Source organism: Telluria sp. LT1R51-2 (assembly GCF_059685775.1).
Window position 1 is genome coordinate 408125 of record NZ_JCASIM010000002.1, and the last position, 25269, is coordinate 433393.

At 56.8% G+C, this 25269-nt stretch carries 16 protein-coding genes and 4 tRNA genes; 1 reads left to right on the forward strand and 19 read right to left on the reverse strand.

Annotation, left to right across the window (positions count from 1 at the left end; genetic code table 11):
- The first annotated feature begins 45 nt into the window (after positions 1-45).
- Complete coding sequence (locus tag AC56LH_RS20000; RefSeq protein ID WP_499649068.1) at positions 46-3591, forward strand: pectinesterase family protein; 3546 nt, start codon at positions 46-48, stop codon at positions 3589-3591.
- 83 nt (positions 3592-3674) lie between these two features.
- On the opposite strand, the gene sodC is transcribed toward AC56LH_RS20000, so the two are convergent.
- From sodC to AC56LH_RS20095, 19 genes are all read right to left on the reverse strand, one after another.
- Positions 3675-4196: a superoxide dismutase [Cu-Zn] SodC gene (gene sodC / locus AC56LH_RS20005; RefSeq protein WP_499571485.1), complete on the reverse strand. Its 522-nt coding sequence runs from the start codon at positions 4194-4196 to the stop codon at positions 3675-3677.
- A gap of 430 nt (positions 4197-4626) precedes the next feature.
- Complete coding sequence (locus AC56LH_RS20010; RefSeq protein ID WP_499649070.1) at positions 4627-5250, reverse strand: Cap15 family cyclic dinucleotide receptor domain-containing protein; 624 nt, start codon at positions 5248-5250, stop codon at positions 4627-4629.
- Positions 5251-5289: 39 nt separating this feature from the next.
- Entirely contained in the window at positions 5290-6189 is a 900-nt protein-coding gene (locus AC56LH_RS20015) for a hypothetical protein (RefSeq protein ID WP_499649072.1), read from the reverse strand.
- 2 nt (positions 6190-6191) lie between these two features.
- On the reverse strand, positions 6192-7868 hold the full coding sequence (locus tag AC56LH_RS20020) for a hypothetical protein (protein WP_499649074.1): 1677 nt from the start codon (positions 7866-7868) through the stop codon (positions 6192-6194).
- Between the two features lie 21 nt (positions 7869-7889).
- Positions 7890-9134, reverse strand: coding sequence for an N-6 DNA methylase (locus AC56LH_RS20025; RefSeq protein WP_499649076.1), 1245 nt, complete (start codon positions 9132-9134; stop codon positions 7890-7892).
- Positions 9135-9312: 178 nt separating this feature from the next.
- Positions 9313-13560, reverse strand: a complete 4248-nt coding sequence (gene rpoC, locus AC56LH_RS20030; RefSeq protein ID WP_183554430.1) for a DNA-directed RNA polymerase subunit beta' — start codon at positions 13558-13560, stop codon at positions 9313-9315.
- Positions 13561-13786: 226 nt separating this feature from the next.
- Positions 13787-17896: a DNA-directed RNA polymerase subunit beta gene (gene rpoB, locus AC56LH_RS20035; protein WP_183554432.1), complete on the reverse strand. Its 4110-nt coding sequence runs from the start codon at positions 17894-17896 to the stop codon at positions 13787-13789.
- A gap of 294 nt (positions 17897-18190) precedes the next feature.
- Positions 18191-18565, reverse strand: a complete 375-nt coding sequence (rplL, locus tag AC56LH_RS20040; RefSeq protein ID WP_183554434.1) for a 50S ribosomal protein L7/L12 — start codon at positions 18563-18565, stop codon at positions 18191-18193.
- A gap of 60 nt (positions 18566-18625) precedes the next feature.
- Complete coding sequence (gene rplJ, locus AC56LH_RS20045) at positions 18626-19162, reverse strand: 50S ribosomal protein L10 (protein WP_183554436.1); 537 nt, start codon at positions 19160-19162, stop codon at positions 18626-18628.
- A 273-nt stretch (positions 19163-19435) separates the two neighbouring features.
- On the reverse strand, positions 19436-20134 hold the full coding sequence (gene rplA, locus AC56LH_RS20050) for a 50S ribosomal protein L1 (RefSeq protein WP_183554438.1): 699 nt from the start codon (positions 20132-20134) through the stop codon (positions 19436-19438).
- Complete coding sequence (gene rplK / locus AC56LH_RS20055; RefSeq protein WP_258837103.1) at positions 20134-20565, reverse strand: 50S ribosomal protein L11; 432 nt, start codon at positions 20563-20565, stop codon at positions 20134-20136. The genes rplA and rplK overlap by 1 nt, the downstream gene beginning before the upstream one ends.
- A 113-nt stretch (positions 20566-20678) precedes the next feature.
- Positions 20679-21365, reverse strand: a complete 687-nt coding sequence (gene nusG / locus AC56LH_RS20060) for a transcription termination/antitermination protein NusG (protein WP_499456371.1) — start codon at positions 21363-21365, stop codon at positions 20679-20681.
- Positions 21366-21367: 2 nt separating this feature from the next.
- Positions 21368-21754: a preprotein translocase subunit SecE gene (secE, locus tag AC56LH_RS20065; RefSeq protein WP_183554440.1), complete on the reverse strand. Its 387-nt coding sequence runs from the start codon at positions 21752-21754 to the stop codon at positions 21368-21370.
- A gap of 36 nt (positions 21755-21790) precedes the next feature.
- Positions 21791-21866 (reverse strand) — tRNA-Trp (locus AC56LH_RS20070).
- Between the two features lie 102 nt (positions 21867-21968).
- Entirely contained in the window at positions 21969-23162 is a 1194-nt protein-coding gene (gene tuf / locus AC56LH_RS20075) for an elongation factor Tu (protein WP_183554297.1), read from the reverse strand.
- Positions 23163-23248: 86 nt separating this feature from the next.
- Positions 23249-23323, reverse strand: a tRNA-Thr gene (locus AC56LH_RS20080).
- A gap of 39 nt (positions 23324-23362) precedes the next feature.
- Positions 23363-23436 (reverse strand) — tRNA-Gly (locus tag AC56LH_RS20085).
- A 36-nt stretch (positions 23437-23472) separates the two neighbouring features.
- A tRNA-Tyr gene (locus AC56LH_RS20090) sits at positions 23473-23557 on the reverse strand.
- A 168-nt stretch (positions 23558-23725) separates the two neighbouring features.
- On the reverse strand, positions 23726-25267 hold the full coding sequence (locus AC56LH_RS20095) for an HDOD domain-containing protein (RefSeq protein WP_499649079.1): 1542 nt from the start codon (positions 25265-25267) through the stop codon (positions 23726-23728).
- Positions 25268-25269 lie beyond the last annotated feature (2 nt).

Here is a 25269-nt window from a genome sequence, read left to right on the forward strand (position 1 = left end):
GCGGCGGCGGGCTCGCGGCCTCATTTCCTCCACCAGGAGAACCACATGCACTATCCACGTTTGCATGCAGCGCTGTGCGCTGCGCTACTTTTCGCCAGCAGCGGACACGCTGCGGCCGCCGTCGATCCGGCGCGCCAGAGCGCCCCCGCCGATGGCTGGGCCAGCCAGGCCGGCGGCACGATCGGCGGCGCGAATGCCGTCGAATCCCAGATCTACACGGTCACCAACCGCGCCCAGCTGCTGGCGGCGATCCAGAACGGCGGCGTCGACAACAAGATCATCAAGCTCGTTGGCGTGCTCGACATGAGCGAAGGCCAGCCCTACGCCAGCAACGCGGACCAGGCGGCGCGCGGCGCGGTGCGCCTGAAAAGCAATACGACGCTGATCGGCGGCGCCAATGCGGGCATCGTCAACGGCCACATTATCCTGTCGAACGTCTCGCAAATCATCATCCGCAACCTCAAGCTCGTCAATCCGTGCGACGTCGCGCCCGTCTGGGACCCGAACGACGGCTCGAGCGGCAACTGGAACAGCGCCTTCGACGCCATCGCCGTGACGGGTTCGAGCCATGTCTGGATCGACCACAACAGCTTTACCGACGTTCCGCGCACCGACAATTTCCTGCCTGTCGAGAATGGCAAGGTGAAGCAGTGCCATGACGGCGCGGTCGATATCACGAACGCGTCCGACTACGTCACCGTGTCGTACAACGTCTTCGGCGAGCACAACAAGAACAACCTGGTCGGCAGCGGCGACGGTGCAACGGCTGACGAGGGCAAGCTGCGCGTCACGTTCAGCAACAACGTGTTCCGCGACGTCACCAGCCGCGCACCGCGCGTGCGCTATGGCCAGGTGCACTTGTTCAACAACTACTATGCCGGTTCGACGTCGCACCCGGTCTATGCCACCAGCTATTACGTTGGCGTGGGCCACGCCGCCAAGATCCTGTCGAACAACAATGTGTTTGAAGTTGCTGGCGCCACCGCCTGCAGCGATGTCGTCGAGAATTTCGGCGGCACGGTTCCCGGCGCCTTCAAGGACACCGGTTCGCTGCTCAACGCTAAACCGCTCGGCGCCTGCGGCGTGCCGACGACCGTCACCTGGACTCCGCCGTACGCCTTCAGCGCGCGGCCGATCCCGCTGGTCAAGGCCAACGCGCTGGCGCAGGCTGGCGGCGGCAAGCTGGTAACGACCATCAGCGGCACCGGCAAGGTCGTCGTCGATACCGGCCCGACGCTGGCCTGCCCCGCGACCGGCTTCTACTTCTGCGACGACTTCCAGAACGGTGGCAGCGCCAAATGGGACCTGAAGCCATTGCCAGGCCCGAACGGCACCTTCAGCGTGGTGACGGAAGCTGCTGGCAGCGCCAACAAGGTGCTGCAATACACGGCAGCCACCACCGGCGGCGTGCTGGCCCTGATCAAGGACAGCGAGATGGGCGCCGTGCCGTCGGGCGACTACTTCGTCGAAGCCCGCATCCGGCCGATGACTAACGGCACCACCGGGAACAAGTTCCTGTTCCTGGTCACGCGCTACGTCGATGTCAACAACTGGTACGGCGCCGGCCTGAACGTGCAGAATGCCACCACCAGCACCCAGGTCGAAATCGTCAAGCTGCTCGCTGGCGCACTCAACCGGCAGCGCGCGGTGCGCAAACCGATCGCGATGGATGCGCAGTTCTATACAGTGCGGTTCGAGATGGTCGGCGCCACGCTGACGGTCTATCTCGACGGTGAAAACCTCGGCTCGGTGACCGACAGCAGCTTTGCCGCGCGCGGACGGGTCGGCCTGTACACGGCCAACAAGAGCTTCCAGATCGACGACGTGCGCATTGGCGATCCGCGCATGAAACCGGTGCAGCTGACGCTTGCCCCCGGCACGCCGACCTGGGCCGCTGAAGCAGGCGACGCCCCACTGCAGGTGCAGGTCAATGCGGTGGCGGCCGACGGCACGCCCGACAGCTTCACCGCCGCGTCGAGCAATCCTGCGGTGGCCACCGTCACGCTCGACGGCGCGGTGGCCACGATCACGCCGGTGGGCGCGGGCACGGCCGACATCCTGTTCCGCGCCGGTTCGGATGCGACCACGACGCGCTCGATCGCAGTGACGGTGTCGCCACAATTCGTCCAGCCGACCCAGGTGTACCAGCTCGACGGCGTCGCCGTGCCGGCCGCGATGGAAGGTGCCGCCTACGTCGACAGCACGCTCAAGCTGGTGTTCGACAAGCCGCCAGTCCTCGGCACGGGCGGCACGATCCGGGTCTTCCGTCAGGCGGACGATGCGCTGGTGGACGTGATCAGGCTGACCGGTGAAACCGACATGCTCGGTTATCCGGGCCAGGACCAGATCCGCAAGGTGAATACGACGCCGATCCAGATTGCCGGCAACGCGGTGACCATCAAGCTGCACAGCAACAAGCTGGATTACAACACGGGCTATTACGTGGCGATCGCCGACGGCGTCTTCACCGGCACCAGCCTTGGCGGTGTGCCGTTCCGGGGCATCGGCAAGGCTGGTGGATGGGCATTCACCACCCGCGCGGCTGCGCCAAGTGGCGCGAGCGTAACGGTGGATGACGATGGCGTGGCCGATTTCCGCACCGTGCAGGGGGCGCTCACTTATGCGATGCAGAACTTCGCCCGGGCCGAGCCGGTGACGATCCGGGTGATGAACGGCGCGTACGAGGAGCTGCTCTTTTTGCGTGGCAAGGACAATGTCAGCATCGTGGGCCAGAGCCGTGATGGTGTCGTCATCCGCTATACCAACCACAACACGCTCAATCCATTTACCGGTGCCAGCCAAGTGGCAAATGCTGCCGCAGCGGCGACCGGCGGACGCGCCGTGATGCTGGTCGAGACGTCGGACATGCTCGTGCTCGATACCCTCAGCATCGACAACACGACGCTGCGCGGCCCCACCACCGGTCAGGCCGAAACGCTGTACTTCAATAATGACGGTGGCCGCCTGATCGCGAAAAACAGCGCGTTCTACAGCGAGCAGGACACGCTCAATCTGAAAGGCTTCAACTGGTTCTACCGCAGCCTGGTATCGGGCAACGTCGACTTCATCTGGGGCGGCAGCCGCGCCGCGCTGTTCGAAGAAAGCGAGATCCGCACGATCGGCGACACCGCCAGCCCGACCAGCGGCGGTTACGTGCTGCAGGCACGCGTGATCAATCCGGCCGACAAGGGCTTTGTCTTCCTCAACAGCGCGCTGACGCGTGGCCCGGGCCGCGGCCCGCTCAAGAGCGAGGTGCCGGACGGCGCCACCTGGCTGGCGCGCAGCCCGGGCGGCACCGCGAGCTATGACAACATCGCGTTCATCAACACCCGGATGGACCGGCATGTGGCGCCCGCAGGTTGGGCCGGGCTGGGCGTGAACAGCCAGCCCGCACCCAATCCGGTGGTGCCCAATGCGGTGAGTGGCTGGCGCGAATATGGCAGCACCGATCTTGCCGGCGTGCCGCTGGACCTGTCGCGCCGCGTTGGTGGCTACCTGCTGCGCGCCGATGAGGTCGAAGCCGGTTTTGGGACCCGCGCCCAGGTATTCTCGGCGTTTGGGGCCGGAGAAGGCTGGAATCCGCAGCCGTAACGAAGAGTTGAAATGAGACAGGGCCCATCGCTTGTTGTCCAAGCGATGGGCCCTGTGTGTTTGCTGCTTGTTCTTTTAGCGGATTACTGGATCACGCCGCAAGCCATGCGGGCGCCGCCACCACCCAGCGGTGCTGGATGATCGGCGTGGTTGTCGCCACCGACGTGCACCATCAGGGCCTTGCCCTTGAGGTCTGCCATCTTCATGCGCGGTGCCAGCACTGGGTTGGTGGCCATGCCTTTGGCGTCCACGCTCAAGCCTGGCAGATCGCCCAGGTGGCCATCGCCCCATGGGGTGCTGTGTTTCTTGGTGTTGGCTGGGTCGAGGTGACCGCCGGCGGCGCCTGCAGGGACGGTCTTGCCATCGGCCTGGTTCGGTGCGCAGCTGCCGTTGGCGTGCACGTGGAAGCCGTGCAGGCCCGGGGTCAGGTCCTTGAGCTCGGGAGTGAACACGACGCCGTATTGGCTTTCGCTGATCTTCACGGTACCGATGCTGGCGCCTTCGCCTTTATCGGTGGCCATTTTCAGCGTGACCGACATGTCGGCAGCGCTGGCGGAGGCGCACACGGCGCCGAACAGGACAGCACTCATCCATTGTTTGTTCATGGTTCACTCCTTGGCAAAATTTCGGGATATTGAAAAGACAAGTGAGTGTAGACCATTCCATGCAGAGGGGGTGTTCGGCTGACTCACGCTTGGCGGAGTAAATGTAAGTATTCCTTGCCTTCTAAAATTGCTGTATCACCAAGAACCCGAGTCAATACGAGCCAAATCATAAAAATCGCCACTAAATATGACCATGGCATCTTTCACGTGCGAATTCGCTAGTATCGACACTTCTCAACATGAAAATGCAAACGCGATAACTCATCTAGTCGAAGGTATTTCGCCCCAATACCCACAAGTGAGAAGGATTTATGTATCGACTACGCGTAGCTGTTGCATTTTTTGAAAAAGAATCTATGCGGACGAGGTCTTAACCCGGAAGGAACATGAAAAAATCATTATTGGACGCTGTGAAGAATAGGAAAATGCTTTACTTGCGTTTTAACTTCATGACGCCAAATGTGTAATGACCATAACCATTAAAATAGCTACCTTCCGCAGAATTAAGATCTTCCGAAAAAACCAACTCTGCCGCCCCTCTATGAGCAATGAGCAAAGGCTCGTCGATGTTCGGGTCATTTTTATAATTGTACAATAAACGAAATCCGCCTGTTTGGTCGCTCACGAGCGCTGCTGCAATACTGGTAGAGCCTGCCCGCTTAGTTTTAAGAGTCACACGCAATTTGTCCCAACTTTGATTTATCTTGATCTCACCGTTCCAAACTTCCCCAGCATTGCCATCAGAAAATCGGCTTTGGCCGCTGCATTCCCATGTTCCAGCTATATTCGGCACTTTTAATAAGCTGGATAATTTGGGCCATTTCCATGCTGCAGATTCGAACCACCAGTAAAGTACGGTGTAGATAAATCCGGCGGTCAATGGCCAAAGTACCAGCCCAGGTATATATTCATTGAACCCATATTTTTTTGCAATCTCGACAAAAAATACAACTGCCGCGCCAATTAAGGCAGCAATTACAGAGGCAGCAATACTTAAATATCTGCCAACAGTAGCGCGATTTACTCCACCCAACACCGAATATTCATGATCCATTAATAATTCCCTTCAATTCTGCTTCGGCAGGAGCTTGCTTTAGATTTCTTCATCGCCCGCATCGACAGATTTCTTAAAGCTTTGCGGTGTTCGATTTTTTCTAATACGCCAGTCTGCTAATTGACTGTAAAATTGAACATAGAGATCTGGAGGTGAGGGCGTTTTAGAGTAACTAGTTCTATCTGAAAATAGATTATAATAACGGTCAAAAATCAATCTATCTCGACTATAATCTCCAGTCCAGTTTTCTGCAGGAACCCGTGACAAAATTTCGTTGAGCAGAAAGTTGTTCAGGACTTTTGCCATAGCAGTGGCGACAGCAACACTTATTTGCAAGGAAGCATAATTGAATCTCAAGGGCTTTTCAATCAATTCTTTATGGGCTTCCAGTCCTAGTGCAATTGCATTTTTTGCTCCTAGTTTTCCGAAGCGATGGACAGCGCAATGACGTAATTGGCATATTCGCATATAGGCCTGCATTGCCTGATCTAATTCATCCGGGATATTCCCACGCACCCCCAAGATATCACGTAGAGCATCAATGATTGCCCCGCGACCAACAAATGATACTCTTTCTAACAACGCTTCGGGCAGTAAGTCACTAGACATGTGAAGTGCCGCGCCATAAGCTATATCCTTCTGATGTACTCGCGCCTGTGACTCAGGGTCGATCATTATAATTTTTCGGAATATTGTTCTAATAAAACTCTCTACTGCAGCTACGGCCCCGAGTAATAGTAACTGGCCTTGATAAACGTTGAATTTATCTGGATGTGGAGACAATTTATTAATTTCACTCATTCTCCCCAAAAACTCGTCTAACGGCGACCCTAAAGGATCGCAATGATCGACATCAAATAATAATTCTGTCTGCAACTGGGGAATTGCAGCAGTGCGAGTAGAAATTAAAGCAGCACGAAACTTTTTTACGTTTGTCATAGTTATGATAAAAATTCATTAACCACCACAGTAACTTTTCTTATTATTTCAGTCGCCCTTACCGGGCCCACATAATAAGCCTGCTGTAGATTTTGAGCAGGATTCTGAGCTGCATAGACATGGCCAATATTACGTATTGTGGTATCTTTGTGAATACGTCGGATGAGTGCATTACTTATATCAGGCACCTGTTCAAGCGGAATTCCCATGCATTCTTCAAAGAGAGAAGAAGAAAGTAGCTCTTGTCCGCACTCATGGCAAAATCGCTGCGAGTCGTTGATACGACCGGCACCGCAAGACTGACAAGACGGCAGATCTAACTTCATCTGTGTCAATTCTTCTTTAGATAGAACAGTGCCCAAACTTTTACGAATAGGTTGTTTCGCTGCAGGTCGCGACATGTAGTTACTTACATCTTTAGGAGAACTGCCCCTACCCTTTCTAAACACACCGTGAAGATACAAAAAGGCAAAGTGTGGAATGAATCTATCGTATTTTCTATTCACTCCATGGGAGACTGCTTGCACTGGATAAAACATTCCGACCTCAATAAGAAAACGAAACATTCTTTCCGATAGTGGATTTCTGTCATCATCTTGCTTGACGCCGAAAACGATGTTTTTTACATCTTCGCTTGTCTGGCCGTCTCGAACAAAATTAACTGATCTATCAAAGAAAACTCGTCCGGTTTCAATAATAGATCCAAATTGCCTGAGCTTGATTTTAAGCGAATCATATTCTGCTCCGATCAAATCCGTTTGCCGCTCAATTACTTTATTTAACTTTTGCTGAGTGGAGCTACCTCCCGCTTCGATATATTCACGGATCAGGCGTAGATACGCACGCGGGATACCAAATGCCAAATATTTTAATAGCTCAAGAGTATCTGCATTTACTTTATCAATCCCATCGATACGTTTTAGAGCGATTTCACCCATAATTGCACTATATTGAGGGTCATCCACAGAAAGCCAAAGCTCAATTTCTCCTGCTTCATGAGAGGCATGGAAAGTTGGGCCATATTGCGTAGAGCCCGGATATACAGAGGCTTTTGGTGAAATCGTTTCTGTCTTAAGCAGCCGAAAAATCTCAAAGAATGCTACTAGGTATGGCTGAGCTAAGCTTAAGGCAGCGTCATCTAAGAAAATTACTGCTCGCTCCCGTCCTAGGGTACTACAAAGATAATCAACCGCAAATGTGACATGAGTTATCGTTATTTTCTTTCCGAAACGTTCGTATTCAATTTCACCGCCACCCCGCTCTAATAGTGAAACCAACTCAGCTAATTTTAGTCTATCGAAATATTCATGTGCTGTTGATAAAGTCGTTGATGACAAGGCGGCATCGTCGAGCATCTCAAAACATGACAATAAAAGTTTAGCAACCACCCAAGAGTGAAATCGTTTCAATGCATCTGGCGACTTCTGAAGCATTGGCTCTAAATTTAAATATTTACTAAAGTTCGCGTAGATCGCCAATGGTTGTGAGGGAGTTTTTATAGCATTAATGTAGGTGTATCTCATTAAGTGCGTTTTCCCAGTCCCTCTCGGTCCAATAAGCAGTTTCGCTCCTTTGCTTATCAGCTTTCTTCTGGCATCCTTAAAAATTGGTCCGTCTGCCAATGTTGCATCAATTACGTTAAGTGGTAATTGATCTGCCCGCTCTTCGAAGTCTGCCATAGCCTTTTCTTCCGATTTTTATTACTTATTTGATAGTGCGATAGGGAATTCGAGAAGCCCCGACTTTGATAACTGTTTCGCACTAACCCCGAATCCACGAGCACGTAACCATGCTGCGCCACTTTCGCTGCTCAACTGCGTTAAAATCGATCTGCGATATATAGGCGAAACACGTAGACGATACATGCAATCAGTTAGCACGGGGTAGCCCGCACTAATTCCTACGATTTTTTTTTCTAGATTTCGTCCAATACGGGCTAATACAATATCGCCCGGCTTAGCGTAAATTAAATTCATATTTTCGAGCTCCCTAGCTAGGTTTAAGTCGCCAAAATTAGAAAAATCGATCCATTGCCCCAATTTTTCACCATTGATATCTGTTGTGTGTAAAACCTTGAAATTCATAGTGCGAGCCGCGGAACTCGACAGTGAACCTCGTTTCAATGAATCTATTACTAAAGACATTGGGAATGAAACACCCTTGAAATGGCTATTTACTGCATGATACGAGCAGTCCAGTCTTTCAATCGCGGCCTTCGAGTCAACATCCAAGTCTTCAACTATTCCACACTTTGAATCAAAAATAGCTAGGTTTATAAAATTACTATTTGGCTTAGACTTCGATATTATTAATATATGCGCTAATGCGTCAGTCCCAACAAAGGAATTTCTTGGCAATTTTATTGATTTTAGAACTCGATATTGAGTAATCAATGCACTTCTAAATGATCGATATTTTTCTGCAGAGATCAATGAGTCAGGAAGGATAATTCCTAAAGTAGCCCCCTCTACCAACAATCTTAGATTTTGAGCTAGAAATAATAAAGCGGCATCTGCCGATGCTATCGTCGGCAGGCAATTACTAAACCCTGCATCTTCCAAAATGTTGGCGAACCCATCTCTCCATTGAGGCAGAATGAATGGCGGGTTACATATTGCGGCTTGAATCTCCCCGTGCTGGCTGGCCAGTAAAGTGGGTAAATTTATGCTAAGCGCATCACTGCATAGATGCTTATGATTGCGTGCGATAGAGTTAGCTGATAAATTTCGAGGGTTAAGCAAACTGCTATCCACATCGACTGTTATAAACTCGGCATTTGACCATCTAACGGCAGCCGCACGCGACAAGATTCCAGAGCCGCTACCCAGATCTAATACCCGCTGAGGCGCGATGTTCGGCATTTGATCTATTAATAGGCTACCTACATTTTGGCAAGTATAGTACCGACCAAGTTTATCTGTTTTCGCTCGAAGTGGAAGTGCCATGATTCGGATATATCAATTATTTTCTAATTTGTTGCTATTTTGCAAAAAATCTCAATGTCTTGATGTGATGGCTAATTCTATATCAGCTGTGAAAACATTAAAAAAAATCGAAAAATAAATAAAAAAGCGGCACCCAAGAGGGTGCCGCTCTACTCACATTAATTAACAGTCGAAACGATTACTCGCCGTCGTCGTGCTGCTCAGCCGAAGCCGAAGCAACTTGCTGGTCTTCCATCGCTTGCAGTTCGGCGGCCATATTGGCCTTCTCTTGCTGCAGCAGTGCCTGGCGCTCTTCCGCTTCCCACACTTCCTTCTCTTTGCGAGCGCGGTGGAATGCCAGACCCGTACCGCCCGGGATCAGGCGACCGACGATGACGTTCTCTTTCAGGCCGCGCAGACCGTCGCGCTTGCCCATGATCGCCGCCTCGGTCAGCACGCGGGTGGTTTCCTGGAACGATGCGGCCGAGATGAACGAATCGGTCGACAGCGATGCCTTGGTAATACCCAGCAGCACGTTTTCGTACGTTGCCGGCAGCTTGCCCACCGCATTCATGCGGTCGTTCTGATCCAGCAGCTCCGAACGCTCCACCTGCTCGCCGATGATGTAGTCGGTGTCGCCTGCTTCGACGATCTGAACACGACGCAGCATCTGGCGAACGATCACCTCGATGTGCTTGTCGTTGATCTTTACGCCTTGTAGACGGTACACGTCCTGCACTTCGTCGACGATGTAGCGGGCCAGCGATTCGATACCCAACAAGCGCAGGATGTCTTGCGGATCGGCCGGGCCGTCGACAATCATCTCGCCCTTGTTCACGACTTGACCATCGTGGACCAGCACTTGCTTGTCCTTGGTGATCAGGAACTCGTGCTTGTTGCCGTCCATGTCGGTGATCTCAAGGCGTTGCTTGCCCTTGGTCTCTTTACCGAACGCGACAGTACCCGTGACTTCCGCCAGCATGCCGGCGTCTTTTGGCGAACGTGCTTCGAACAGCTCGGCAACGCGTGGCAGACCACCGGTAATGTCTCGCGTTTTCTGCGATTCAGTCGGGATACGTGCCAGCACTTCACCGACGGACACTTGCTGACCGTCCTTGACCATGATCAGCGAGCCGACCTGGAAACCAATGGCCACGGCGTGTTCGGTGCCCGCGATCTTGACTTCCTGGTTCTCTTCGTTCAGCAGCTTGACCTGCGGACGCAGCACCTTGCCAGCCGAACCACGACGCTTCGGATCGATCGCGACCAGAGTCGACAGACCGGTCACATCGTCCACCTGGCGAGCGACGGTGACGCCCTCTTCCACGTTTTCGAAGCGGATGGTACCAGCGTACTCGGTGATGATCGGACGGGTCAGCGGATCCCACGTTGCCAGGGCGATACCAGCTTTGACAGCCTGGCCATCCTTGACGATCAGGGTCGCACCGTACGGCACCTTGTGACGCTCGCGCTCACGGCCATGATCGTCCGTGATCAGCACTTCGCCCGAACGGGTAATGACGATTTGCGCGCCCTTGCCGTTGGTGACGTAACGCATGGTTGCCGTGAAGCGAACCGTACCGTTCGACTTGGCTTCGACCGACGATGCCACTGCTGCACGCGATGCCGCACCACCGATGTGGAACGTACGCATGGTCAGCTGGGTACCCGGCTCACCAATCGACTGTGCTGCCACGACGCCGACTGCTTCACCGCTGTTGACCAGCATGCCGCGGCCCAGGTCGCGGCCATAGCACTTGGCGCACAGGCCGAAGCGCGTGTCGCAGTTCAGTGGCGTGCGGACCTTCACTTCGTCGATGCCGACGCGTTCGATCTCTTCGACCATGTCTTCGTCCAGCAGCGTGCCGGCTTCGAACAGGGTTTCCTGGGTTTCAGGATTGACGACATCGGTACCGGTGACACGGCCGAGGATACGGTCGCGCAGGGCTTCGATGACTTCACCACCTTCGACCAGCGCCTTCATGTGCGTGCCGTTGTTGGTGCCGCAATCGTCCTCGATCACCACCAAATCCTGCGTCACGTCGACCAGACGACGGGTCAGGTAACCCGAGTTTGCGGTCTTCAGCGCGGTATCGGCCAGACCTTTACGAGCGCCGTGGGTCGAAATGAAGTACTGAAGCACGTTCAGGCCTTCGCGGAAGTTCGCGGTAATCGGCGTTTCGATAATCGAACCGTCCGGTTTCGCCATCAGACCACGCATACCGGCCAGCTGACGAATCTGGGCTGCCGAACCACGGGCGCCCGAGTCGGCCATCATGTAAATCGCGTTGAACGATTCCTGGGTGCCTTCGGTGCCATCACGCTTGGTGACCGGCTCGATCTTCAGCTGGTCCATCATCGCCTTGCCGACTTCATCGGAGGTCTTGCCCCAGATGTCGACGACCTTGTTGTAGCGCTCGCCGGCGGTGACCAGACCCGAGCTGTACTGCTGCTCGATCTGTTTCACTTCGGCTTCAGCGGCAGCGATCATGCCCTTCTTGACGTCCGGGATCATCATGTCGTCGACGGCGATCGAGATACCGGCGCGCGTTGCCAGGCGGAAGCCCGACTGCATCAGCTTGTCGGCAAACACGACGGTCGCACGCAGACCGCACTTGCGGAACGACGTGTTGATCAGCTTCGAGATTTCTTTCTTCTTCAGCGAACGATTCAGCACCGAGAATGGCAAGCCTTTTGGCAGGATCTCGGACAGGATCGCACGGCCGACCGTGGTCTCGTAGCGGGTCAGGGTCTGGTCGAAGCCACCTTCGGCGTTGCGTGGGAATTCCACGATACGCACGGTGATGCGGGTCGCCAGTTCGACTTCCTTGTTGTCGTACGCGCGGATGACTTCCGACACGTCCGGGAACATCATGCCTTCGCCCTTGGCGTTGATTGCCTCGCGCGATGCGTAGTACAGACCCAGCACGATATCCTGGGACGGCACGATCGACGGTTCGCCGTTCGATGGGAACAGGATGTTGTTCGACGCCAGCATCAGCGTACGTGCTTCCATCTGTGCTTCGATCGACAGCGGGACGTGGACAGCCATCTGGTCACCGTCGAAGTCGGCGTTGAACGCCGCGCAGACGAGTGGGTGCAGCTGGATGGCCTTGCCTTCGATCAGGACCGGCTCGAACGCCTGGATACCCAGACGGTGCAGCGTCGGCGCACGGTTCAGCATGATCGGGTGTTCCTTGATGACTTCTTCAAGGATGTCCCACACGACCGGTTCTTGAACCTCGACGAGCTTCTTCGCAGCCTTGATGGTCGTAGCCAGACCCATCAGTTCAAGCTTGTTGAAGATGAAGGGCTTGAACAGCTCCAGGGCCATCAGTTTCGGCAGGCCGCACTGGTGCAGTTTCAGCTGTGGACCCACCACGATGACCGAACGGCCCGAGTAGTCGACGCGCTTGCCCAGCAAGTTCTGACGGAAACGACCGCCCTTACCCTTGATCATCTCGGCCAGCGACTTCAGCGGACGCTTGTTAGCGCCGGTCATCGCTTTACCGCGACGGCCGTTGTCCAGCAGCGAGTCGACTGCTTCCTGCAGCATGCGCTTTTCGTTACGCGTAATGATCTCTGGTGCGCGCAGTTCCATCAGGCGCTTCAAGCGGTTATTACGGTTGATGACGCGGCGATACAGGTCGTTCAGGTCGGACGTGGCGAAACGGCCACCGTCCAGCGGGACGAGCGGACGCAGTTCTGGCGGCAGGACCGGCAGAACTTCCATGATCATCCATTCAGGCTTGATGCCCGAACGCTGGAACGCTTCGAGCACTTTCAGGCGCTTGGCGTATTTCTTGATCTTGGCTTCGGACTTCGACTCTTTGAGTTCCACGCGCAGCGCGTCGGCATCGCGGTGGATGTCGATCGAGCGCAGCAGTTCACGGATACCTTCGGCGCCCATGAATGCGGTGAAGTCGTCGCCGTACTCTTCGTACTTGGCGGCGTAGTCGTCTTCCGACATGATCTGGCTCTTCTTGAGCGGGGTCATGCCTGGATCGGTGACGACGTATGCTTCGAAGTACAGCACGCGTTCGATGTCCCGCAGCGTCATGTCCAGGACCATGCCCAGACGCGATGGCAGCGACTTCAGGAACCAGATGTGCGCGACTGGCGAGGCCAGCTCGATGTGGCCCATGCGCTCACGGCGCACCTTGGCCAGCGTGACTTCAACGCCGCACTTCTCGCAGATCACGCCGCGGTGCTTCAGGCGCTTGTATTTGCCGCACAGGCATTCGTAGTCCTTGATAGGACCAAAGATCTTGGCGCAGAACAGGCCATCGCGCTCAGGCTTGAACGTGCGGTAGTTGATGGTTTCCGGCTTCTTGACTTCGCCGAACGACCACGAACGGATTTTTTCAGGCGACGCCAGGCCAATCTTGATGGCGTCGAAACTTTCGTTTTGCTGAACTTGCTTGAATAGATCGAGCAGTGCTTTCATGTATCACTCCAGGTGATTGAATTCTTTACTGACTTGCTTGCCGCCAGCTCCTCACTGATTTTCGCCAGTGCTTGCAAACCCCCGACCCTAGAAACCGTCATTCCCGCGCAGGCGGGAATCCAAGTGTGCCGGCTGATTCACCGGGCTTAGGCCCCGGACTGCTCCGGGGGCGACGACTTCGAAGGTCGAAGAGCCAGCCCGAAGGCTGGCGGCCTTGCTGGCCTGCTTAGTTGCGCTCGAGATCGATATCGATACCCAGCGAACGGATTTCCTTCACCAGCACGTTGAACGACTCTGGCATGCCGGCTTCGATCACGTGGTCGCCTTTGACCAGGTTCTCGTAGACCTTCGTACGGCCGTTCACGTCATCCGACTTCACAGTCAGCATCTCTTGCAGCACGTACGATGCGCCGTACGCTTCCAGTGCCCACACCTCCATCTCACCGAAGCGCTGGCCGCCGAACTGGGCTTTACCGCCCAGTGGCTGCTGCGTCACGAGCGAGTACGGACCAGTCGAACGCGCGTGCATCTTGTCGTCAACCAGGTGATGCAGCTTCAGCATGTGCATGAAGCCAACGGTGACCTTGCGCTCGAATGCTTCGCCGGTGCGACCGTCGAACATCGTGACCTGGTTCTTCGACGGAGTCATGCCGAGATTCGCAGCGATGTCATCCGGGAACGCCAGGTCCAGCATACGACGAATGTCTTCTTCGTGGGCGCCATCGAAGACCGGGGTCGCGAACGGCACGCCGTTCTTGAGGTTGCCCGCCAGGGTCAGGATCTCTTCATCGCTGAAGCTGTCCAGATCTTCCTTGCGGCCGGTTTCGTTGTAGATCTTGTCCAGGAACACGCGCAGGTCTTGTGCCTTCGCTTGCGCCTGCAGCATTTCGCCGATGCGCCAGCCCAGGCCCTTGGCTGCCCAACCGAGGTGGGTTTCCAGGATCTGACCGACGTTCATGCGCGATGGCACGCCCAGCGGGTTCAGCACGACGTCAGCAGGACGACCGTCCGCCATGAACGGCATGTCTTCCACTGGCACGATACGCGAGACCACACCCTTGTTACCGTGACGACCGGCCATCTTGTCGCCCGACTGCAGGCGGCGCTTGACGGCCAGGTAGACCTTGACCATCTTCTGCACGCCTGGCTGCAGCTCGTCGCCTTGCGTGAGCTTCTTGCGCTTCTCTTCGAAGGCCAGATCGAACTGGTGACGCTTCTCGTTGATCGATTCCTTGATCGCTTCGAGGGCGTTCGCGGTGTCGTCTTCTGCCGGACGGATGTCGAACCAGTGGAACTTGTCCAGGTCCGCCAGGTATTCGGCAGTGATCGCCGCGCCCTTGGCCATCTTCTTCGGACCGCCATTGACGATCTTGCCGATCAGCATGCGCTCCAGACGCTCGAAGGCATCGCCCTCGACAATACGCATCTGGTCGTTCAGGTCCAGGCGATAGCGCTTGAGTTCATCATCGATGATCTGCTGGGCGCGCTTGTCGCGCTGGATGCCTTCGCGGGTGAACACTTGGACGTCGATCACGGTGCCGACCATGCCCGAAGGCACGCGCAGCGAGGTGTCTTTCACGTCCGACGCTTTTTCGCCGAAGATCGCGCGCAACAGCTTTTCTTCCGGTGTCAGCTGGGTCTCGCCTTTTGGCGTGACCTTACCGACCAGCACGTCGCCAGCCTGCACTTCGGCGCCGATGTAGACGATGCCCGATTCATCCAGGCGCGCCAGCTGGTTTTCTGCCAGGTTCGAGATGTCGCGGGTGATTTCTTCCGCGCCCAGCTTGGTGTCACGTGCGACGACCGACAGCTCTTCGATGTGAATCGACGTGTAGCGGTCATCCTTGACGACGTTTTCCGAGATCAGGATCGAATCTTCGAAGTTCAGGCCGTTCCACGGCATGAACGCCACCAGCATGTTCTGACCCAGGGCCAGTTCGCCCAGGTCGGTCGATGCGCCGTCGGCGATCACGTCGCCACGGGCGACGCGGTCACCAACCTGCACGATCGGACGCTGGTTGATGTTGGTGTTCTGGTTCGAACGGGTGTACTTGATCAGGTTGTAGATGTCGACGCCGACTTCACCAGCCTGTGCTTCATCGTCGTTCACGCGAATGACGACGCGGCCCGCATCGATGTAGTCGACCATACCGCCACGCAGTGCCTGCACGGTGGTACCCGAGTCGACTGCCACGGTGCGTTCGATACCGGTACCAACAACGGCCTTCTCAGGACGCAGGCAAGGCACGGCCTGACGCTGCATGTTGGCGCCCATCAGTGCACGGTTCGCATCATCGTGTTCCAGGAACGGAATCAGCGAGGCAGCAACCGACACGATCTGGCCTGGTGCAACGTCCATGTACTGGACGCGCTCTGGCGAGACCAGGATCGTTTCGCCGGCTTCACGCGACGAGACCAGCTCGTCGATCAGTTGGCCGTTTTCATTGATCGCGGCGTTTGCCTGAGCAATGATGTAGCGGCCTTCTTCGATGGCCGACAGGTAATCGATCTGATCGGTGACCTTCGAACCGTCGACCTTGCGGTACGGGGTTTCCAGGAAGCCGTATTCATTCAGGCGGGCATACAGTGCCAGCGAGTTGATCAGACCGATGTTCGGGCCTTCAGGCGTTTCGATCGGGCACACGCGGCCGTAGTGGGTCGGATGCACGTCGCGCACCTCGAAGCCAGCACGTTCGCGGGTCAGACCGCCAGGGCCCAGGGCCGAGACGCGACGCTTGTGCGTCACTTCCGACAACGGGTTGGTCTGGTCCATGAACTGGGACAGCTGCGACGAACCGAAGAACTCGCGGATCGCGGCCGAAATCGGCTTGCTGTTGATCAGGTCATGCGGCATCAGGTTGTCCGCTTCGGCCTGGCCGAGACGTTCCTTGACTGCACGTTCCACGCGGACCAGGCCAGCACGGAACTGGTTCTCGGCCAGCTCGCCGACGCAACGGACGCGACGGTTACCCAGGTGATCGATGTCATCGACTTCGCCGCGGCCATTGCGCAGCTCGACGAGGATCTTGATCACGGCCAGGATGTCTTCGTTCGACATGGTCATGTCGCCGGTCAGTTCATCACGGCCGATACGGCGGTTGAACTTCATGCGGCCGACAGCCGACAGGTCGTAGCGTTCCGGCATGTAGAACAGGCCGTTGAACAGCGCTTCGACCGATTCTTCGGTTGGCGGTTCGCCAGGACGCATCATGCGGTAGATCGCCACGCGCGCCGCGGTGCGGTCAGCGGTGTCGTCGGTGCGCAGGGTTTGCGAGATGTAGCCGCCCTGGTCCAGATCGTTGGTGTACAGCGTCTGGATTTCGGTCACGTCTGCATCGCGCAGCTTGCCCAGCAGTTCTTCGGTCAGCTCGTCGTTGGCGACAGCGATGACTTCACCGGTGTCCTGGTCGACGATGTTCTTGGCCAGCACGCGGCCCAGCAGGTAGTCTTCAGGGACCGAGATGGTCTTGATGCCGGCAGCTTCGATGTCACGGACGTGCTTCGCGTTGATACGCTTGTCCTTGGTGACAATGGTCTTGCCCGACTTCGGATCGACGATGTCAAAACGCGCGACTTCGCCGCGCAGACGCTCGGGGACGAACTCGAGTTCGCCGCCGTCGTTGCGCACGACGAAGTTGTCGAAGACGAAGAAGTTAGCCAGGATCTGTTCCGGCGTCATGCCGATGGCCTTGAGCAGGATCGTCACTGGCATCTTGCGGCGACGGTCGACGCGGAAGAACAGGATGTCTTTCGGGTCGAACTCGAAGTCGAGCCACGAGCCGCGGTAAGGAATGATCCGTGCCGAGAACAGGAGCTTGCCCGACGAGTGCGTCTTGCCGCGGTCGTGCTCAAAGAACACGCCCGGCGAACGGTGCAGCTGGGACACGATCACGCGCTCGGTGCCGTTGATCACGAACGAACCGTTCGTGGTCATCAGTGGCAGCTCGCCCATGTAGACTTCTTGTTCCTTCATTTCCTTGACGACCGGCTTGGTCGGCGATTCCTTGTCCAGGATCACCAGACGCACCTTGGCGCGCAGCGGCGACGCGAAGGTCAGGCCACGCTGCTGGCACTCTTTCACGTCAAACGCAGGGTCACCCAGCACATACGACAGGAACTCGAGGCGCGCAAAACCATTGTGCGACACGATAGGGAAGATCGAAGAAAAAGCCGACTGCAGACCCTCGGCCTTGCGTCCCGATGGGACAGCATCAGCCTGGAGGAAGTTCTCGTAGGATTCCAGCTGGGTAGCCAGCAGGTAGGGAACGTTGTGAACGTTGGCGCGTTTCGCGAACGACTTGCGAATACGCTTCTTCTCAGTAAATGAGTAGTGCATGGACACTCCGTGAGTGACAGAAAGGATGAAGAATTCAGGATTTGCCAGTGGCACGCGCCACCACCACACACAATTCCTGAAGTCTTTACTCTTTCGCGCCAGATGAAAAGGACAAGCAAACTGCTGTGTTACGATATTTCTGAGCCGGTGTTGCCGACTCTATTCTGTCATTCCTTGGCGACGTCTGTCGCAGGGACGACAAAAGAGCCAAAGCCGCAATTCCCGCCTTCCGGCAAGTTTTGCAAGCTTTGACTCCCGCATCAGGTGCTGCGAACAGCACCCTTTGCCTATGTATTACTTCAGTTCAGCCTTGGCGCCTGCATCTTCCAGCTTCTTCTTGGCGGCTTCAGCTTCTGCTTTTGGCAGGGCTTCTTTGACCGTCTTAGGAGCGCCGTCGACGACGTCTTTGGCTTCTTTCAGGCCCAGACCGGTGATTTCACGGACTGCCTTGATGACGCCGACTTTGTTCGCGCCGATTTCGGTCAGAACAACGTTGAACTCGGTCTGCTCTTCAGCAGCAGCGGCGCCAGCGCCACCACCGGCTGCAGGAGCTGCCATTGCAGCTGCCGACACGCCGAACTTCTCTTCGAATGCCTTGACCAGTTCGTTCAGGTCCATGACGGACATTTCGCTCACTGCGTTCAGGATATCGTCTTTGCTAATTGCCATTTGAAACTCCAGTTTTGATTTGTATGTAGTTCAGGTTGGTACTTGAAAAAAAAGGGAAGCTTACGCTTCTGCAGGAGCTTCTTCTGCGGCCGGAGCTGCTTCGGAAGAACCTTCGCCTTTTTTCGCTGCCAGGGCAGCCAGACCACGTGCAAAGCCCGACACCGGAGCCAACATAACGCCCAACAGCTGCGAGATGAGAACTTCACGGGATGGGATGCTTGCCAACGAGGTAACGCCAGCTACGTCGAGCTGCTTACCTGCGTAGTTACCGGCTTTGATGACCAGCTTGTCGTTGGTTTTAGCGAAGTCATTGATGACTTTAGCTGCTGCAACGGCATCGTCCGAGATCGAATAGATCAGCGGACCGGTCATGGAATCAGCCAGCGAGGCAAACTGCGTGCCCTCGACAGAGCGACGAGCCAGCGTGTTCTTCAGAACACGCAGGTACACGCCCTGGGCACGTGCGGATGCACGGAGCTTGGTCAAGTGACTAACCTGGATGCCACGGTACTCGGCGACGACGATGGTTTGCGCAGATGCTACTTTTGCGGAAACTTCTTCGACGACGGCCTTTTTGTCATTCAGATTAAGACCCACGGTCAATCTCCTTAAATGATGAGAACGAGATGTTCACATCGGTTCGAACACACGGCGTCCGAAGTTAAGAAGCCTTAAACTGAGCGGATGAATTCACGCAGCTGGACTACAAAACTTGTTCGGGTACACCATCTGCGTTGGGTTGTCTTTTAACCGCATGCCCAACCTCTGCACTTGGCCCAACGGTCTTTGATTGTCTGCCGCAGCGATCAGTTACTGCGACAGCCCAAAGAATCGCCCCGCACCAATGGCGCGAGGACTTGAATTTGCTGATTAAGCAGCAGCGATCGAAGCGTGATCGATGCGCACGCCAGCACCCATCGTCGACGACAGGGCGACCTTGCGAAGGTACACACCTTTCGACGTGGTTGGCTTGGCTTTGTTCAGGGCGTCGATCAGCGCAACCAGGTTGCTCTTCAGATCTTCGTCGGTGAACGATGCACGGCCGATCGTTGCGTGAACGATACCTGCCTTGTCGGTACGGTACTGGACCTGACCGGCTTTGGCGTTCTTGACGGCGGTTGCGACGTCTGGGGTCACGGTGCCGACTTTCGGGTTAGGCATCAGGCCGCGTGGGCCCAGGATCTGACCCAGGGTACCGACGATACGCATGGTGTCTGGCGACGCGATGACGATATCGAAAGGCATGTCGCCGGCTTTGACGCGCTCGGCCAGGTCTTCCATACCGACGATGTCGGCGCCGGCTGCACGTGCAGCTTCAGCCTTCTCGCCCGTTGCGAACACAGCAACGCGCACGGTCTTGCCGGTGCCTGCTGGCAGCACGACCGAACCGCGAACCACCTGGTCCGACTTCTTTGGGTCCACGCCCAGTTGCACCGAGACGTCGATCGACTCGTTGAACTTGGCAGTGGCGAATTCTTTAACCAGCGACAGACCGTTGTCGAAGGCGTAGACTTTATTGCGGTCTACTTTAGCTTTGATAGCTTTGACGCGTTTGGACAGCTTAGCCATTACAGACCCTCCACCGTGATGCCCATCGAACGTGCCGAGCCAGCGATGATACGCACTGCTGCGTCCATGTCGGCGGCGGTCAGGTCCGGCTGCTTGATTTTTGCGATTTCTTCAGCTTGAGCGCGGGTCAGCGATGCAACCTTGTCGGTATGCGGCTTGGCCGAACCCTTGGTGATGCCAGCGGCTTTCTTGATCAGGTACGTTGCCGGGGCAGTCTTCATCACGAAGGTGAACGACTTGTCGGCGAATGCAGTGATCACAACCGGGATTGGCATGCCTGGCTCGACACCCTGGGTCTGGGCGTTGAACGCCTTGCAGAATTCCATGATGTTCAAACCGCGCTGACCCAGTGCTGGACCGATCGGTGGGGATGGGTTTGCTTTACCAGCTGGAACTTGCAGCTTGATAAAGCCAATGATTTTCTTTGCCATGAAAGGCTCCTATCTTTGACTTGAGTAGTAGCGCCCCACCGCGACTACTCGTCTCCGGCGGGGCTCCTCTTACCGGATTCCGCCTGACAACTGCGACGCTCCGATGGTAGCGTTTAGACTTTCTCGACTTGCCCGAACTCCAGTTCGACTGGAGTCGCGCGGCCGAAGATGGTAACAGAAACTCGCACCTTCGACTTTTCGTAATTGACTTCTTCGACGTTGCCGTTGAAATCGGTGAACGGGCCTTCCTTGATCCGGACCTGTTCGCCCACTTCGTACAGCGTCTTTGGCCGAGGCTTCTCGACACCTTCCTGGACCTGCTGCATGATCTTGTCGATCTCGCGCGCCGGGATTGGGGTCGGCTTGTTCGACTTGCCGCCGATGAACCCGGTGACCTTGCTGGTGTTTTTCACCAGGTGCCAGGTTTCGTCGGTCATTTCCATCTCGACCAGCACGTAACCCGGGAAGAAGCGGCGCTCGGTAACGGCTTTGGTGCCGTTGCGCATCTCGACAACTTCCTCGGTTGGCACCAGGATCTGGCCAAACTGTTCTTGCATGCCGCCGCGTTCAATCCGCTCGGTCAGGGCGCGCATCACGCTCTTTTCCATACCCGAGTAGACGTGAACAACGTACCAGCGCTTGTTGCTGACCGGGACACTCACGGGTGCAGCTGCTTCTGGTGCTGCTTCCTGCTCTGGAACGCCTTCTTCCGGAGCGCCGGCCGCCGGAGCGCCGGTCGCCGGGACGCCGGCCGCCGGAATTTCTTCCGGCGCGGTATCTTCTTGTACGTTTTCGCTCATGTTTATTTCCAACCCAGGACAAAGTCGTACAACAGGAGCTCGAGAATCTTGTCGGTGCCCCACAGGAAAATCGCCATCACAACCACAAAGGCAAACACGATGCCGGTGATTTGCAAGGCTTCGCGGCGGGTCGGCCAAACGACCTTCTTGGTCTCGCGCACCGATTCCTTGGCAAAGCTCAGGAAATCACGGCCGGTGGTGGAAGTCCACAAAAGCAGGACAGCAAAAACTAAACCAGCCAAAAGGGCGCCTGCGGCGACCAAGGCTGGTTTGTTCTGGCCTGTCAGGTAAAAGAACCCGACGACGCCTGCAATCGCTGCAACCACCGCCAGCGCGACCTTGAACTTGTCATTCGAGGTGCTGACAGTTTGCACGGATTGATTAGACATTCTTCTTTACTTTCGGTGCCTGGCACCAGAATTCGGTGGCAGGGGCGGAGGGAATCGAACCCGCGACCTTCGGTTTTGGAGACCGACGCTCTGCCAATTGAGCTACACCCCTACGAAAACTTCCAGCTGAATCCAGCATTATACAGCAAGCGCGCGCTTACTGACAATGCTGTTCGAGGGAAACGGAAATGACTTCCATTCCCCTCTGCTCTGCTTAGTTAGGCAGAATCTTTGCGACCACGCCGGCGCCGACAGTACGGCCGCCTTCACGGATTGCGAAACGCAGACCTTCTTCCATCGCGATCGGGTTGATCAGCTTGACAGTGATCGACACGTTGTCGCCTGGCATGACCATTTCTTTGTCTGCTGGCAGCTCGATCGAACCGGTCACGTCAGTCGTACGGAAGTAGAACTGTGGACGATAGTTGTTGAAGAACGGGGTGTGACGGCCGCCTTCGTCTTTCGACAGAACGTAGATCTCGCCGGTGAAGTGGTTGTGCGGCTTGATCGAACCTGGCTTTGCCAGGACCTGACCACGCTGGACATCTTCACGCTTGGTACCGCGCAGCAGCAGGCCGACGTTGTCGCCAGCTTGACCCTGGTCCAGCAGCTTGCGGAACATTTCCACGCCGGTGCAAGTGGTCTTGACGGTGTCGATGATGCCGACGATTTCGATTTCTTCGCCGACTTTGACAACGCCGCGCTCGACACGACCGGTCACAACGGTACCGCGACCCGAGATCGAGAACACGTCTTCCACTGGCATCAGGAACGCACCGTCAACAGCGCGCTCTGGCGTTGGGATGTAGGTGTCGAGGGCTTCAGCCAGACGGGTGATGCATTCTTCACCCATTTCGCCCGGCTTGCCTTCGAGGGCCATACGTGCCGAACCCTTGATGATTGGGACGTCGTCGCCTGGGAACTCGTACTTCGACAGAAGCTCACGAACTTCCATTTCGACCAGTTCCAGCAGCTCTGCGTCGTCGACCAGGTCGCACTTGTTCAGGAACACGATGATGTATGGAACGCCAACTTGACGGGCCAGCAGGATGTGCTCGCGGGTCTGTGGCATTGGGCCGTCAGCGGCCGAGCACACCAGGATCGCGCCGTCCATCTGCGCAGCACCGGTAATCATGTTCTTGATGTAGTCGGCGTGGCCTGGGCAGTCAACGTGAGCGTAGTGACGGTTTTCGGTCTCGTACTCGACGTGCGCGGTGTTGATGGTGATGCCGCGTGCTTTTTCTTCTGGTGCCGCGTCGATCTGGTCGTAGGCCTTGGCTTCGCCGCCGAATTTCTTCGACAGGACGGTCGCGATTGCAGCCGTCAGCGTGGTTTTGCCGTGGTCAACGTGACCGATGGTGCCGACGTTTACGTGCGGCTTGGTCCGTTCGAATTTACCTTTTGCCATTTCAGACTCCTAAGATCTAACGATATTTTTGAGAATTACCAGGCACACCTGACGGACGAGTGCAACGCGACTGCCGTACAAAATTCTGGTGCCCTTGACGTGGATTGAACACGTGGCCTCTCCCTTACCAAGGGAGTGCTCTACCACTGAGCTACAAGGGCTGATTTGGTGCGATGTTCAACTTGCACACCGCAAAACACTGGAGCGGGTGAAGGGAATCGAACCCTCGTCGTAAGCTTGGAAGGCTTCTGCTCTACCATTGAGCTACACCCGCGAGGTACAACTTCAATTCGACTTCACGATCTTCTTTTGGTGGTGGGGGCTGGATTCGAACCAGCGTACTCAGAGAGGGCAGATTTACAGTCTGCTGCCTTTAACCACTCGGCCACCCCACCGCGAAGAACCGCAGAGTATGAAGCAAGCTCAACGTACTGTCAATCAGGTTTGGGTAGAAGGTTTTTCCACTTCGCCTGACAGCGTTGCTTCGGGGCGTGATTGTAACGGTCGGACTCTAAAGCCGCAAGGGTCATTTTGCGCGAGACTAAAAAAACTTGGTTTGTTCGTCAAGTTGGCGCCAGCGCAGCCAGCACCTGCGCCTTGAGCGCCTTGATCAGCGCCGTCTCGTCCGGCGGCACGCCCTCGGGCGCCGTAAAGATGCGGTCGGCGTAGAACAGCCCCAGCTGCGCCTTGCCCACCACCAGCGGCAGCACGATGAAGCTCTCGGCGTCCGGCAGCAGCGTCTTGTACCAGGCCGGCAGCAGATCGCGGATCTTCGGGCTGAAGGCATCCGGAATCATCATGTCGGCATTGTTTTCCAGCGCCAGGTGGAACAGGTCGCGCGTGAATGCGCACGGGAACGTGAAGCCGGCCTGCAGCTCGGCCTTGCCCTCCCCCAGCGAGGCGCGCGCACGGAAGGTGCCGGTCCGGCCGTCGCGCAGGCAAATGGTGGCGAAACGAAAGCCCAGCGCGCTGTACAGCGTTTCGAGCACCGCCATGATGACGTCGTTGGCGCTCGTGGTAGAGCCGCCCAGCACCGAGACATCCTGCACACCGGCCAGCAGCAGGTCGCGCGCATTTTTCGGCTTGCCACTGGGGTAGAACTCGCCTTCATCGGCTTCACCCGCGTCCAGCATTGCCAGCGCCAGCACGTTCGGCAGGCTGCTGCCGGCTTTCGGGTCGGTCTTGGGCGCGCGCTCCATGTTCATGCTCTGCAGCATGCCGTTCATGCTTTCCTGGACGGTATCGAACAACGCTGCCAGCCCGGGCATGTCGAGCCCGAGCGCCACGCCGTAGCGCGCCAGCAGCGCCTCGGCCTCGGGCGCACTGGCCGGATCGTCGTGATGGCCCATCAGGCGCGCCACGTCCTGGCTGAACGCGGCCACCTGGCGCATCCACTCGGCGCGCTCTGGCGCGACCGCGAGCATACCTGGCATGGGCGGGGGCGAGGCCTGCGCCTCGATGATCAGCTCGGGCAATTGCCATTCGCGCAGTACGGCCTCGGACAGGGTCTCGAAGGTGCAGCCCAGGATCAGGCGTGAAGCTTGCGCGTGGGTGTGCTTGCCGGTAGCGACCAGGGCGGCGATCTCGCGGTAGCGCTCCGGCTCGTGGCTGGCCAGCAGCATTGGCCCCAGGTTCTTGAACAGCGCGCAGATCCCTGCTTCTTCTGCGCCCGGATGGGGGCTGCGGTGCGCCATTTCCTGGCCCACCAGGCTGGCGCACAGCGCCGCCTGGAGTTCGACCCGCACGCCGTGCTCGGCAACGTCGAGCGCGTCGACCAGCAGCATCGCCAGCGCGGCGGCGCGCACATTGTCGAAGCCGAGCAGGGAAATGGCGCGCGAAATCGTCGTCACTGGCGCGCCCAGCTGGGTGCGATACGCCACCGTGTTCGACAGGCGCAGGATGCGCTGGGTCAGCGCCACGTCGGCCATCACGTAATACGCGAGATCGGCCGAGCCCTCGTCGACGCTGTAACCCATCCCGATCACGCGCGTCATGGTGCCGCCAAGACTGAACATGCGCTCGGTGCCGCTCAGCTTGCGCATCAGCGCATCGCGCACCCGGCCGGACGTGGGGTGGCTCTGGGCGCCGGGTGGAAGATCGGCCATCG

Excerpts from the sequence above, each read along its gene's own strand:
- AC56LH_RS20000 (WP_499649068.1), top strand. The coding sequence starts at position 46 with ATGCACTATCCACGTTTGCATGCAGCGCTGTGCGCTGCGCTACTTTTC.
- sodC (WP_499571485.1), bottom strand. The coding sequence starts at position 4,196 with ATGAACAAACAATGGATGAGTGCTGTCCTGTTCGGCGCCGTGTGCGCC.
- AC56LH_RS20010 (WP_499649070.1), bottom strand. The coding sequence starts at position 5,250 with ATGGATCATGAATATTCGGTGTTGGGTGGAGTAAATCGCGCTACTGTT.
- AC56LH_RS20015 (WP_499649072.1), bottom strand. The coding sequence starts at position 6,189 with ATGACAAACGTAAAAAAGTTTCGTGCTGCTTTAATTTCTACTCGCACT.
- AC56LH_RS20020 (WP_499649074.1), bottom strand. The coding sequence starts at position 7,868 with ATGGCAGACTTCGAAGAGCGGGCAGATCAATTACCACTTAACGTAATT.
- AC56LH_RS20025 (WP_499649076.1), bottom strand. The coding sequence starts at position 9,134 with ATGGCACTTCCACTTCGAGCGAAAACAGATAAACTTGGTCGGTACTAT.
- rpoC (WP_183554430.1), bottom strand. The coding sequence starts at position 13,560 with ATGAAAGCACTGCTCGATCTATTCAAGCAAGTTCAGCAAAACGAAAGT.
- rpoB (WP_183554432.1), bottom strand. The coding sequence starts at position 17,896 with ATGCACTACTCATTTACTGAGAAGAAGCGTATTCGCAAGTCGTTCGCG.
- rplL (WP_183554434.1), bottom strand. The coding sequence starts at position 18,565 with ATGGCAATTAGCAAAGACGATATCCTGAACGCAGTGAGCGAAATGTCC.
- rplA (WP_183554438.1), bottom strand. The coding sequence starts at position 20,134 with ATGGCTAAGCTGTCCAAACGCGTCAAAGCTATCAAAGCTAAAGTAGAC.
- rplK (WP_258837103.1), bottom strand. The coding sequence starts at position 20,565 with ATGGCAAAGAAAATCATTGGCTTTATCAAGCTGCAAGTTCCAGCTGGT.
- nusG (WP_499456371.1), bottom strand. The coding sequence starts at position 21,365 with ATGAGCGAAAACGTACAAGAAGATACCGCGCCGGAAGAAATTCCGGCG.
- secE (WP_183554440.1), bottom strand. The coding sequence starts at position 21,754 with ATGTCTAATCAATCCGTGCAAACTGTCAGCACCTCGAATGACAAGTTC.
- tuf (WP_183554297.1), bottom strand. The coding sequence starts at position 23,162 with ATGGCAAAAGGTAAATTCGAACGGACCAAGCCGCACGTAAACGTCGGC.
- AC56LH_RS20095 (WP_499649079.1), bottom strand. The coding sequence starts at position 25,267 with ATGGCCGATCTTCCACCCGGCGCCCAGAGCCACCCCACGTCCGGCCGG.